Raw genomic sequence first — 13,731 nt, 5'->3', positions numbered from 1 at the left:
GTATACATTCAGGAGTTTCGAAGTGCGTTGCATCATTTTGCACTCAAATTGTATATGAGAATATGAATTTCATTACTCGCTGTATATTCACACAGGGATAGAAGAATGTCTTCTAAAACAATTTATTTCTAGAAACATTTAAGAAATACAGAAGATATATGCCCTATCCCGACAGGCTAGCGTTTGGTAATAAATGAGCGACTCGAGGAACCGAAATCGAAAATTCTCACGAACAGGTTGCAGTCGATACAATCCGTTGAACAGTGGCTTCACCGCAAATCTGCACAGCGAGATAGGCCAATACAGATCTAGTAGAGGTCGGGTCTCTCAATGACGACAAGAGATCGTCCTACTAATGAACAACAGAATCCCAATGCTCTTCGACAGCGAGTAGTACGTAGCGGATTCGCTTCGTTCCTTATCCTCTCACTTGTCGCTGTAGATCCCGTTTTGGCTCAAGACAGCGTCGTGTGTGACGCTGAAGGTTTGCCAGACATGATCTCTGGATTCTTCCAGATTACGACTGCGCTCGGAATTATGGGATTGGTTGTGGTCTGGCAGGCTGATTCACTCGTCGAGATGTTCACGATGAACATCGAGCAGAAAAAGAGCCTCAAACAGCACAAGCGGACGGCGATGAAGTCTGCAGTTATCCTCGTGATCCTCGGACCGCTGTATACGGTTGCTGGATCGGCGATGGGGCTTCCACTCGCGGAGTGTGTCGACCTCGTCCCGTGGTAACTCAACGCTACACTCTGGATCGTCTCTGATTCACTCCGCTCGTGCATCACATTCGTCCTCACATGGTTGCGGTGCTCGCTCTCGTTGCCGTCACGCTCGCGTTTGCAGGGGTGACTGCCGTGAGTGCCGACTCTCCACCACGACCGGGCACTGACGACAGTGAGTTTGACGTCAACGAGACGGCGACACTCTGGTCGAAAGCTCCGAATGAGTGTCTCAGTGACGCCGAGTACGAGGAACGATACGATGAACAGCGAACGGCCATGCAGGAACTCGGCAACTGCACGGATATCACGTTCAAAGAACCTCCAGATACCGCGGAACGCTGGACGGCATACGATTACGAGTCACTCGAGGGTGGAAATGCAGAGACTTCGATCTATCCTACCCATGCAGAGCTAACAGATTCTGTCCTTATCGCCGATGCACACGCGACGACGTTCTCGATCCAGCCGTCGACGAGAACACACATAGACGAAAATAGGACCGTTCACTACATCGCACCGGAAGGCGAACTCAGTGGATTCGTCGATTATCGCGTTCGCCTCGACAGCAACTCGTCGATCCAGAACCACGAAATCGACGAAGTTCGCCTCTTACACGATGGCGACGTGGTCGAGACCACAGGAGGGACACACACTCCGACATTCGAATATGCGTTCGATCGTGGTGGCCCGGCAACACTCACACTCGAGGCGGATATCAGCGCTCGAGTCGAACGCGATCGTGGCAACGAGACGGAGGTCATCACCGACCAAGTGACCGTCTCTCAGGACCTCGATGTGGAGGTTTACGATCTGCGGGCGTCGATCTACCACGCATCGTATCCAAACGGCGACAGCGGTGTTGCCATCTATCAGACCCAGCCGTGGCATGGGTACACGCTTTCGGATGATGGTGAGGCGAACGTCCGTGGTGTGTGGCGATACTACACGGCTCGAGACACCAACTGGGACGATCTCATACACTCAAGCCGGGATGGCCAAGAGACGACACACTCCGACGCTCTACCCGTATACGTCCACGCGTATCCATCCGAGCTAGGCCCGCGTTCAGAACCTATCCGCGATGGTCCCAACATTCTTGAGATCTGGGGGTCAGAGAGTTCGTCTCCAGAACCCTCGATTCACGAGAACGTCGACATCGACGTCGTCTCCGAGTCCTATACCCGTTCTTCCGGTCTTGCTCTCCGGTACGATGGCATCGATCGAGATGCTATCAGGGTCGACGGGATTGTTCGCGGTGTCTCAGCAGAAATCGTTGAACCCGATGGAGGGTCGGAACGGGAGATACGCGAGAGTGACCTCTCTGTCGAAATCATCGAATCGAATGCGACTGCAGTGACGTTGCAGATCGAGCTTCGTGATGCTGAGACGGGGGCGCCGATCATGCTCGAGAGTCCGTTCGACAATCCTCGATTCTCACTGATTGGCGCTGCTTCGCGTGAGGGCTACATCACAATCGGCGATCAGGTGGTGCGGACGAACGCAGCTGGCATCGCAGAGATAACTGTTCACCAGCCGGGCATCTACACCGCAGAGTACCATCCCGGTTCGTGGCGCTCGCACAATCCAGCCTATATCGGTGATACAGTCACAGAAACGTGGCATCCGTTAGCCACCCCAACAGGCTGGTTCACACTGTTAGTCGATCTTATCCGGTATGCGATTCCCTTTGCTGTCGCACTATACGCAGCGAAGCGGATCGGCTCTTTCTTGAAAATGAGAGATACGTTATGACAATTCAACAGACACCACTCGATAGACGCACCGTTCTCGGAAGCATACTCGTCGGGATCACTACTGGACTTGCTGGTTGTTCTGCGTTGAGTGATTCTGATGACGCCCCATCAACAGACTCCGGTGGAGAGATTATCCAGAGCGTCGCGGTCGAAGGGGTCGAACTCGTGGTTGAACTCGAACGGGATGCAGTTGACCAACTGAACCTCATCGATCCCTCTGGCGAGTTGTTTGCCCACCAAATGATTGAATCGGGGGTGTCTCGAACAATGCTCGAGATCGGGACGGACTATCCTGTTGGCGAATACGAACTTATCGGGCTTGCAGACGAGGAAACCGTTGAGACGACGTCAGTTACGCTCGAACCGGATCTCGAGTTAACAGAACTCCGGTTGGCCAGGGATTACCCTGAGGAGATGTACGAAGGTGCGAGAGACTCCAGTACGGAAGCAGAGGCGATACTTACTGTGACGAATCGGGGAACTGGGCCGACCGCAGCTACCGCGCTTCGGTTCGAAGGTGATGTCCCCTTCCCGTCACATGAGAGCTACGATGAGGCGGGTGAGAGTGGGATCCACGATCCGGAGAGCGACTTTGGAGCGGATGCAGAGTCAATAGCTCTTCCTGCAGGTGAAACAGTACTGATCTACAGCAACACACTCCCCTTTTCGCCAGCGAGCACACGGTCGAAGTGTGACTCGATCGGACGGGATGGACAGTTCACCGTCCGCCTCTCTACAAGCCATGCTACAGATCACTCCCTTGACTACGTTATCCACTATCTCGGTACCGGTCCTGATGATTGTGAGATCGAAATTGAGGGGCCATTGTAATGTCGTGGTCACTCTCGGATATCGGGATCAAGTGGTTCGAAGATGCAGTTGACAAACTCATCGAATGGTTTCAGGAGGGATTGGCAGATGGATATGATGCCGTCACGGCACAGGTTTTTGGCACGCCAACACCGGAGACGGATGGTGCATTCGTGTTCGGTCAGCCGTCGAACACACCGTGGGAAGAGATCCACGGCAATCTTGTTGCGGGGGAGATCATGCTCGTCTCCCTGTTGTTGCTCGTGATGTGTGTCCAGGGCAGACATACGATCCGAATCTTCAATATCGGCAGTGCGTACGAGACGCGAAAGGCAAAGCGCAGTGCCTGGACAGGTGCGTTCCTGATCGTAACGTGGTACTGGGTCGCTGTGTTAGCGCTCTATCTCGTCGACGGCTTCACCATTGCCCTTATTCCAGACATTTCGACAGTGACTGCCACAATGATTGAATTGCTCCGCTTAACCGTTTCAAACCCAGCGCTTGCTCTCTTCCTCACTGGAGTTGGAGCTATTGCCATGTGGATCTTGCAGGCACTGTTTTTCCTTCGCGAAATTCTGTTGTACATCTTGATCTATGCGATGCCAATCGGTATCGCATTGGCCTATGGGAATCTTCCCGTCGTCTCTCACATCGCCCGCACGGTCTGTATGAAGTTCGTGCCGCTTGCGATCATGCCGCTTCCGGTGGCACTGCTGTTCAAGGGATATGAACTGCTGTTCAGCGAGGGAACTGACTCGGCGTTGATTCCAGATAGTTCGTTCCTGAGCTACCTCATCGCGGTTACGCTGCCACTCCTTTCGATCCTCATCGTCTGGAAGCTGTTCAAGTACGCCAGTCCGATGACGACGAAGATCATCGGAGCGACGACCAAGGGCGCAGTAACAGCTGGCGCAGCCGTTGGGGCCGGTGTTGTTGCAGGCCCTGCTGCAGCAGCCACGACTGCGGCGTGGGGACCGAAAGCGGCCGCTGGCTATACGGCTGCGTCGAAGATGCGCCAAGGCGGTGGCTCATCCCAACAGTCTGGAAACTCGAGCGGCAGCGGAGGACGAACAGACCACGATAACGTTGCGACAGATGCGTACGGCCAGGAAGGCGTCCCGGCGTACCGTCGCACCGAGAACGATCCGGGGTATTACTGAATGACACGAGATCACGATGCAGCTGGCCGTCGAATCATGGACGAACTGGGTGAAGAGAGTCGCATACCGATCTTGAATATCGAGGAGGGGGACGTCTACGTACTCCTTGGCTTCCCGATCGCTGGCCTCCTCTTTGGTGGCCTCACGGGACTCGATGGTGCGATCTTACCGTTCGTCTTACTCGGTGTCGTCCTTGGTGGGTCGATCGTCTACGCGTCACCCAACCATCTCCCGGCGTCGACGTGGCTGGGAGACGTCTACCGCCACTACTGCAAGCGCCCTCGATTTACGTACAGTACGGAGGCCACGGCCGAGTCCACCGAAGCGAGTACCGAAGGCGGGCTCGTGAGCTATACGCCGTTCAAACCGGACGAGCGAACACAGGATCTCACGAACATCAGGCGAGCGTGGCCTGGTGCCGGAGCAATCGAGCGCTCCGATGGTGCGATGGAGGCCTACCTCGAGATCGATCCCGGGAACATGGACTTCGCGATGTCCGGTGACTGGGCGCAGATCCAGCAACTCGGCGAGGAGTTCGCGAATAAGGAACTCGACTTCACGCTCAAATTCCACGCCACAACGCGATCGTTCCCAGTCGAGAAGCTGATCGAGCGAATCGATGGGCGGCTTACCGACAGTGACGTCAAGCAAAACCCGATCTTCAAAGAGTTACTCGAGGAGTATCGCGAGCAACGTCCACGAGACCTCGAGGGAACCCAACAAGTTCGGTATTTCATCGGCGTCGAAGTCGACCCCTTCGAGGTCTACGACCGGTATCAGGACGAACAATCCCCTGCAGAGAAGCTCACCGCGTTTCCGGTGGTCGGTTTCCTGTTCAACCCGTTCGTGACCCGTCGCAACGACATGACCGATGCGGAGATCCGGGCAGCCATGTTCGAGAAACTCGAGAACCGTTGTCATGGTCTCCAGACGGAGTTCATCCAGAAGGCAGCAGGGTGGTCGGCTCATCGGCTGACGACGGTCGAACTGTTCGTCCTTTCGATGGACTTCTGGAACGGCGAGGAACACGAGTATGGAGATGGAGCCGATGCGATCCGTGATCGTCCGGTCGTCGATCATCAACGGAGGATCGATCAATGATCGAGGCACTCCCTGATCCAGGGACACAGGCTGGGCTTTCCCTCTATATCGGTGCAACGGCATTGCTCACGCTTCTCGCGAAGGTGGGGTGGGATCGTTGGCGAGCCGAGGACGTCGAAGAAGTCGAACTCGCAGATCTCCTCGAGGAGACGACCGTGGAAGACGGCCTCGAGGAAGGGCAGATCCTCGACGACATCGCCGAACATCACCAACACGTCGTCGCGCCGGCGGCGATCGAGTGGGATACACGTACTGCTCGTGTCGGTGATCAGTGGACGTCCACACTCTACATCGCCGATTACCCGGATTACCCGAAAGACGGCTATCTGACCGAACTCTTCGAGCTCACGGACGTCGAGTTCGATCTGACGGTCCATATCACCCCGAAGAGTCAGCAGCAGGCTCGAGACGAACTCCAGCGAGTGGCCGACGACCTCCAGGCCGATGCTGACCTCGAGCGTACTGTCCGTGGGAGCTATCTTCAGGAGCGAGCCAACGAGGCGCTGTCGACGTACAAGAGCGTTGAGAACGGGAGCCGGGTGTTCGAGCAAGGCATGTTCATTACGGTTCGAGCGGAGTCACGTGACGAGCTTCGTGACGCCGTCCGGACAGTTCGGAGCCGGCTTCGTGAGCAACCCGCTGGGCTCTCGCCGAAGACAGCAATTTGCAAACAAGACCTCGCCATCCAGGCTGCAGCCCCAATCGGTCCCAACCCGTTCGGCCGGGAGGCCACAGCACTCGGTGGTGCGGTCGGTGCGTTGCTCGCGTCGCCACACAACGCCACAATCCTTGAGGACGGCGGCGTCGAGTTTGGCGTTCATTGGAAGAACCAGAGCCCTGTTGTCATCGACCCGTTCGCTCGAGAGAATGGCTATGCGATGTTCACGATCGGTGACCCAGGCTCTGGGAAATCGTTCGGCTCGAAGCAGAACTTCATCCGCTCGATCGAACAAAGCGAGGACCGTATCGGGATCATCCTCGAGCCGTTGAACAACTGGGCCGGCGTAGCCGAAGCACTCGGTGGCGAACGAATCACGATCGGCGGCGATATGGGACTGAACCCGCTCGAGATCAAGCCGACTCCCGAGCGCGTTCAGAGGGCAATGGGCAAGGACGCCAGCCCGTATCGCGAAAAGCTCGATAGCGTGATGAGCTTCCTCTCGAACTACTTCGCGCTCCGGGGAATCACACTCGGTGACCGCCGGACAACGTTGGAGACCGCGATCGAGCGTGCCTATTCACGCAACGGAATCACCGACGATATCGCGACTCATCACAACGAGAGCCCGACGATGCGGGATGTCCTCGATATCCTTGAGGAGATGGTCGAGACGCCGACGGAGTACGTCGTGCGGACTGACGAGGAAGCGTCGAAGATTGGTGAAGACGCGACGTGGCTCATCGATCAGCTTCGACCGTTCGCGGAAGACGGCCGGTATGAGAATCTGGGTCGAGAGACCGAATTTGACATCCGCGACGAGAAAGTGATCTATCTCGACCTCGCCCAGCAGGAGGGCAGTCTCGGTGGGAGCACGAGTCTCGTCATGCAGTTGCTGATCTCGCTAGTCTACGAGCGTGCGAAAGAGACGGACAAAGAGGTCGTCTTCGTCATCGACGAGGCACGCTACATCATGCAGGACGCGGCGAGTCTCGAGTACCTCGAGATTGTCTTCCGCCACCACCGACATCACAACCTCTCGATCCGACTCGTCACCCAGACCGTCGACGAGTTCTTCCAGCATCCAGAGTCCGAGGCGATCATCGACCAGTGTGCGATCAAGCAGTTCCACCACCTCGACGGGATGGATCGTGAGTGGGCCAACGAGTTCGGCCTCAACTCGGCACAGATGCGCTTCGTCCAGGAAGCCGTTCCTGGCAACGATCGGACGGGCTATTCGGAGGCGCTCGTCGGTGTCGACGGTGAGTGGCGAGGAATCGAAGTCCGAGCGATGGAGGACGAGACAGCTGTGATCGACTTCGATCCGAAATCTCAGTCACAGACTGAGTTGCCAGGCCGTTCAGCAGACACATCCACAGAGCTATCTATGAAGACTGACCCAACAACCTCACGCCAGGTCTCAACTCCACCACAGACTGATGGCGGTAAACACGGAGGTGAATCGAACCATGAGTAACAACGAGTATCTGAAAGTGACCCCGACGTCGGGACCACTCCGTCGGTCGGATATTCCAGCCGCTCTTGAGAGCCTTCATAAACTGTCGAACCCAGCGGCAGAGAGTTTCTGGAGCCGGGTGAGTCCTAGAGTGGACACAGCTCCACCGACGTTCGAATTCCTCGCCGTCTCTGCAGGCCCTGATGCACCAGTAGAGTTCTACTATGGGGTCAACCAGGAAGAACACCTCAACACGCTTGAAAAGCGCCTCCGGTCGATTTACCCAACCACATTCACGGTTATGCGAACGGAACTCGATCTCGAGGCGGTTCTCACACCTGAACCCGACTTGGCGGGGGAAGATCTCGAGTCTGAGGAACAGGGAGCGTTGAATCGAGAGAATCCTCGAACTGATTCGGGAGAGAGTGATTTGGAAGGTTTCGATGAAGGTGAAATAGAAGACGAAACCCCGAAGCCCTCACCACTGGGGGTCGAGTGGCTCGGTAAAACTGGCCGCAAAAAAGACTGGATGACGACCATCGCGCCGTTTGTCGTCGACGAACCCGATGAGGAATACGAATCAGAGCGACCACCGCTTTCGGCCGTTGTTGAGGTTCTCCATGAGATGACCGCACCCACTGTCTATCAGATTCTCTGGCAGTGCAAACCTGACTGGCGGGATGATGCTGAAATCCGAAAAATGGATCTCAAGGAGGGACGCGATACCTGGGCTGAAGACCTCATCGGCTCGTGGCTCGAGCCTGTCGATGCAGATCCTGCAGATCGAGAGCTGTCTCAGGAGACCAAAAGCCGTATTCAGAGAATCGACGGCAAACACCCACGTCGAACGTTCACCGTCAATGCTCGAGCCGTTGCAATGGCTCCTGACGACGATGTTGAGATCCGGGCAGAACTCGAGCAGCTGAAGGCAGCACTCGATCCACTCGATGGCCCGTTTTACGAACTCCGCGGCCGGCGTATCCGAGAGAAAGGATTCCTTTCGAGGCAGAAAGAAAAACGAGCTCAACGCCATCTCGAGCGAGTTCTCAACGGAGAGATGATCGCCGGTAGCGGGAAGAATCGGCCAGATTTCGTGTTCAATGCGGACGAACTCGCGAACGTGATCGTTGTTCCGAGCGCCGATGACTTGACCGTTGAGGGCTCTCGAGGTGCGCGTTCAGAGCAGCGCAGTCGCAATCCACTGCCACGACCGAATCCTGATTTGATGGCACAGTTCCGTGAGGGGATGGCGATCGGATATGCACTTGATGAAAATGGTACCATCCAACCAGACCCGATACGGATTCCGCCAAATCTCTTAACGAGACACTACGGCCGATTTGCATCAACTGGGGGTGGAAAGTCGAAAGCCATCATCAATGATGCGCTGTCTCTCAGAGAGACGACAGGTGGGCCGGTTATTATCGTCGATCCGAAAGGCGACGGGATGTGTGCGAACTATCTTCGTTGTCACTACGAACGGTTCAGCGGATTGGACAACACCTATCAGTTCTGCGTTCCGGACACCCTCCCTGCTTTCTCTTTCTTCGATATTCGTTCGACACTTGAAGCTGGGTGGAGGCGCGAGGATGCGATCCAAGACAAGGTCGATCACTTCCACGACATCATGCGGATGGTTATGGGTCGCAAACAGTATGAACAGGCGTTCGTCGCCAACGAGATTCTCAGCTACCTCATCAAGGCGCTCTTCGACGAGGAATACGGTAGTGACGCCTTCGGCCTCGATGATCTCTTTGCGGCTGCACTCCAGATGCAACGCGAGCGGATAGTTCCTCCTGTGGCTGCCGAGAACCAAAATGTCGAGGAGTCGCTTACGCGCCACTTCGAGAAAGATGATCGGCAATTCCAGGTGTCGATGGACGCCGTCGGGAATCGCCTCGATAAACTCAGAGAAGACGCGCACCTGCGACGTATCTTCAGTCACGTTCCGGAACAGGGCGATCACGGCGACTACGTCGACAACCGATTCGACTTCCGCGAGTTCCTCGACGAAGATGCCACGATCTTGTTCGACTTAGGTGATCTCCGGCCGGAGGCTCAGCGAGCAATTACACTCCTCCTGTTGAGCAATCTCTGGGACGCGGTGCGGGTGCGTCGACGTGATGGGGAGACAGACTACGAGAATCTCACCAACCTCATCATCGAGGAGGCAGCCCCCGTCGCCTCGACGAAACTCGTTTCCGAGCAACTGCTTCCCCAGGGTCGGTCGTTCGGCCTGAGCATGGGACTGGTGATGCAGTTCCCCGGACAGGTCAGGAATCGAAGCGAGCGTGCCTACGACGAGGTCCTCAACAACATCAAAACGAAGCTTATCGGGAACATCTCCATCGAGCGCGACCTCGCCGAGTCGCTGGCCCACGAAGACCTGAGTCCGACTGACCTCCGAAATCGGATCAACACGCTCCCCAGTGGGGAATGGATCGCGCAACTCCCGAGTCCGTCATTCGGGGAGACGGGTCCAGCCCCGTTTTCGGTGAAGCCGCTCCCGATAGCAGCCGGCCATCCAGAGAGCGGCTCGTCGCTCTCTGTCGAACAGGAGGACCACTTCGAGACCGTGGCCCTCCCTCGGCTGTCGGAGCAAACACAGAGCCAGTACGGACTTGCTGAGACCTCTAGCGAATCAGAGGCAGCCGACAATGAAGGATGGGGAAGTAGGCCGAACGATGCACGGTCGATATCCGCAGAATCGGCTAGCCCTGTGGACTCGACGCAGTCGTCGTTCATCGGACAGGCAACCAGTGGTTCAGTAGCCGACGACGAGGGAGAGAACAAAGCGGACACCACCAACTTACTGTTTGGAGATCCCGAGTCAACTGCGTCAGAAGAGCCAACCGGTGAAGAGGTGGAGACAGCTGTCGACGAGAACGGATCATCGCCATTACAGTCGCCAGTACAGGCTGGTGGTGTAACCGTCCCAGATGACGAGCTTCGACGACGCGGACTCACTCATGACGACGTCCGATTCCTGACTCGCATCCTCGACGTGATGAATGGTGACGCCCCGGACCACACACTCTTGGATTCGATGAGTGCGTTCAAGAACGACTTTGACGACCTGGACGTGCAACGGCTCGTCGATCAAGACCTGCTGGAGGAAGGACGAGCGTGCGGTCGGAAGTACTACACCGTACTCCCGGCAGGGCGGGAACTGCTCGGCCAGAAGCTCAAGGTCGGCCCTGGTCAGGGGGATATCGGTGAGAAGACGCCGCACAAGGTCGGTGTGAAGCTGCTCGGACTGTGGTTAGAAGCCCGCGACGATGTCGAGAAGGTCGAACCATACTACGAGTACGATGAGGATACGGTGTTCGACGTTGCCGGTCTCGATACTGACGGAGAACTCGTGTGGGTCGGTGAAGCCGAACTCGCGAGCAACAACAAACACGCGCCGGTCGACGACTACGACAAGCAGAGTCGGGTGGACGCAAACGCTGTCTGGGCGTTCAACAGACGTGAGACCGCCGTCGAGGTGTTAGACCATCTCGCAGAGGCCGACCGAATAGAAAGCAGTGTGAGCGGCCGTGCAGCCCGATCGTTCTCCGACATTCGAGAGGCCGTTGAATCGTTCGATGCAGCTGGGCTGACGACGATTCGGAGCTTCAACAAACTTGATCAGGAGTTCAATTCATGACGTGGCGCCAGGCGACTCCCGAGGAGATCTACAGGTACTACGCCGAGGAGTTCCCCCCGTACCGTGACGAACTCCCGTCGTTCATTACAGCGAAGGGGCCAAAACAGTACGCGCTTGCGTTTCGAGAACCCCACCCGGTACGGAAAGATGGAGTCCCAGACAAGGACTTTATCCGACGGGATACGTGGCAGACGAACGTCTCAGGTGAGCGGATCACGGCGGCGTTCCACGACTTCGATGACGTCCTCGAGTTCATCCGCCATCCAGCACGAAACGATCCACTCGATCGGAGTGACTTCGCGCTCGCAGATCCCGACTTGCTTGACAAACCAGACCCGTGTCCTGATGCGGTCTACTACGCCCTCGATCACTGGGAACGGCCGTGGGTGCTCCTCGTCGATATCGACGCGAAAACGATAGCCCGAAAACGGGCAGCGCAAGCGAGATTGGATGAGGAATCTATGGGGGATAGCGAGGAGCTGCTCGATACCGCGGGAATTCTCGAAGCAGACCCAGCAGGCTACCCGTATTCTTTCGAGGATATAGAACGGGCCATCGAGTACGGCTTCGAGGTGCGAGAGATCTTCGAGGACGACTTCAACGCCGAAGACACGATGGTAGTGTACAGCGGCCAGGGCGTTCACGTCTATCTCCTCGATACTGATCCCGCTCATCGGTACGACGCCAAGAGTCGAGAAGTGCTGAACGACCTTCTGCAAGACACCTACGAGATACCCATCGATCCCGTGGTTACCGCCGATCGTCGGAGGGTCGCCCGGCTACCCTACTCGTTGCACGCTGACGTCTGTAGTATCGTCACGCCGATCGAGAGCCCGGACTTCGACGTTCGGTCTGCGACACCGGAGGTGCTCCAGTCATGACTCAGTCGACGCCTGTCAAGGACGAGCGTACCGCCTATCGCGTTGCGACGCTCCCGCTGGAATACGGCACGACGCGGATCAACCAGCTGTTCACGCGGGGCTACAATCGCTACATCGTCGACGACGAAGATCAACCAGAAGACCTGTTGAACGACCTCGAGCGATTCGGGACAGCCGCGTTCAAAGAAGACATCAGAGCCAATGCCGCAGAAGAGCCCTTCGTCGATGAACCGGGAACACTCGCCGTGCTCGCGACGTTGAGTGCGATCTGCGTCAAGGCACACCCGAAGTTCGAGCACGCTCCATCGCGAAAGGTGCAGGTCCTCTACGATATTCGCGAACTCTACGTCAACAATCTCGCCTCTCTCCTTCGAGAGTTCGGCGATGGGAGTCTTCAACAGGATATAGCAGAGGTGCTGTACGCGAAAGCCCCCGGAGAGGATGGTCCGCACCCCGGTCGTGTTTGTACGGGAGTCAAAGAAATGCCCGAGTTCGGTGGTGGGTTGTACCTCGAAATCCCGATGGCTGCGGCGTCGAGGAACTGCCTCGTTCACGCCGACACTGAGACAGGAGAGGATGGGGAACTGCTCACTCGCGTTAAGAACAACCACCTCTACGTACCAGTCGGCGATTTCGATACGAAGTATCGCGAGTACGCCAGACGCGCGTTCAAAAAGCTCCTGCGAGTCCAAGAAGAGAACCTCTCGGAAGACCAGCTCACGTGGCTGACGACAAATGAATCGGCCATCACAGAGCGTATCGACCGCTTCATCGAGACAGGACACCACGAACGAATCTGGCGAGACTGGGACCCCGGTGAGCGAACTATCCGTGTGCTACGGGACGCGATTCGAGACGCTCCAGACGAAGTCACCACGCTGGGAGAGTTCCACTCGGCGAAGGAGCTGTTTGAAGCAGTGGAAGCGTACGATCCGGAAGCGAACTGGAAGCGGGACGTATGTAATCGCATCTCGAGTCCCCGGAGTCTTGGAAATCTCCTTGCATCCCAGCGCGACCACCGGAGCCTCACTATCCGGCAGCACGGAAATACGAACCACTATCGGATTCAGGAGTCTTCGCGAGGCGTCCAGCCACTCACCGTCGAGTCAATCGAAGACCTGTTTGAACTCCCCTGTATGGCGAACATGGCCGAACGCCTCCACGAGAAGAAACCAGTCCGAAAAGACCTGTACAACTTCGCCCGGATGGTGATGTGGCTGCCACAGTACCTGGATAGTGACCTCGAGACGATTGTCGCGGATCTCAAGAGCGTCTTCTCGCGGTGGCCCTGGTACGACGAACAGGTTACTGACTACCAGATTCGCTATGAGTTCTCGAACACGATCGGTGGCGACACCCCGCTTCCGATGAACTGCGACAACGACGATATGCAGCGATACTGTATCGGGCAGGAGCAGTGCCCATACTCCATCTGGGGAAGTCTCCCATTCCCAGACGAGATGTACGACCAACTGGATGAGGTAGGATCTACGGGAGAGGAGTTCTAGCTCGGCTGGAAACCACTTTTGGTGGT

The 13,731-nt window shown here is 56.6% G+C and carries 9 protein-coding genes; all 9 read left to right on the top strand.

The window, feature by feature from the left end; genetic code table 11:
* Positions 1–330: 330 nt before the first annotated feature.
* The 9 genes from NATTI_RS27465 (at position 331) to NATTI_RS0124710 (ending at position 13,705) form a co-directional block, all read left to right on the top strand.
* Positions 331–741 (top strand): hypothetical protein, encoded by a 411-nt coding sequence (locus tag NATTI_RS27465; protein ID WP_027119308.1) that lies wholly within the window; start codon positions 331–333, stop codon positions 739–741.
* A 62-nt stretch (positions 742–803) separates the two neighbouring features.
* Complete coding sequence (locus NATTI_RS0124750) at positions 804–2,480, top strand: hypothetical protein (protein WP_006093028.1); 1,677 nt, start codon at positions 804–806, stop codon at positions 2,478–2,480.
* Complete coding sequence (locus NATTI_RS0124740) at positions 2,477–3,313, top strand: hypothetical protein (protein WP_241434440.1); 837 nt, start codon at positions 2,477–2,479, stop codon at positions 3,311–3,313. Before NATTI_RS0124750 ends, NATTI_RS0124740 begins: the two co-directional genes overlap by 4 nt.
* Positions 3,313–4,452 (top strand): hypothetical protein, encoded by a 1,140-nt coding sequence (locus NATTI_RS0124735; protein WP_006065918.1) that lies wholly within the window; start codon positions 3,313–3,315, stop codon positions 4,450–4,452. The genes NATTI_RS0124740 and NATTI_RS0124735 overlap by 1 nt, the downstream gene beginning before the upstream one ends.
* Positions 4,453–5,553, top strand: a complete 1,101-nt coding sequence (locus NATTI_RS0124730; protein WP_006065919.1) for a hypothetical protein — start codon at positions 4,453–4,455, stop codon at positions 5,551–5,553.
* Positions 5,550–7,688: a VirB4 family type IV secretion system protein gene (locus NATTI_RS0124725; RefSeq protein WP_006093030.1), complete on the top strand. Its 2,139-nt coding sequence runs from the start codon at positions 5,550–5,552 to the stop codon at positions 7,686–7,688. The genes NATTI_RS0124730 and NATTI_RS0124725 overlap by 4 nt, the downstream gene beginning before the upstream one ends.
* The gene (locus NATTI_RS0124720) at positions 7,681–11,316 is read left to right on the top strand and encodes an ATP-binding protein (protein WP_027119307.1); all 3,636 of its coding nucleotides are present in this window, start codon (positions 7,681–7,683) and stop codon (positions 11,314–11,316) included. Before NATTI_RS0124725 ends, NATTI_RS0124720 begins: the two co-directional genes overlap by 8 nt.
* On the top strand, positions 11,313–12,197 hold the full coding sequence (locus NATTI_RS0124715) for a bifunctional DNA primase/polymerase (protein WP_006093032.1): 885 nt from the start codon (positions 11,313–11,315) through the stop codon (positions 12,195–12,197). The genes NATTI_RS0124720 and NATTI_RS0124715 overlap by 4 nt, the downstream gene beginning before the upstream one ends.
* Positions 12,194–13,705, top strand: a complete 1,512-nt coding sequence (locus NATTI_RS0124710; protein ID WP_006093033.1) for a primase-associated protein — start codon at positions 12,194–12,196, stop codon at positions 13,703–13,705. Before NATTI_RS0124715 ends, NATTI_RS0124710 begins: the two co-directional genes overlap by 4 nt.
* The last annotated feature ends 26 nt before the right edge of the window (positions 13,706–13,731 follow it).

Source organism: Natronorubrum tibetense GA33 (assembly GCF_000383975.1).
Taxonomy (GTDB): domain Archaea; phylum Halobacteriota; class Halobacteria; order Halobacteriales; family Natrialbaceae; genus Natronorubrum; species Natronorubrum tibetense.
The sequence above is the reverse complement of the archived record's forward strand: the minus strand, read 5'-3'. Positions and strand labels throughout refer to the sequence as shown.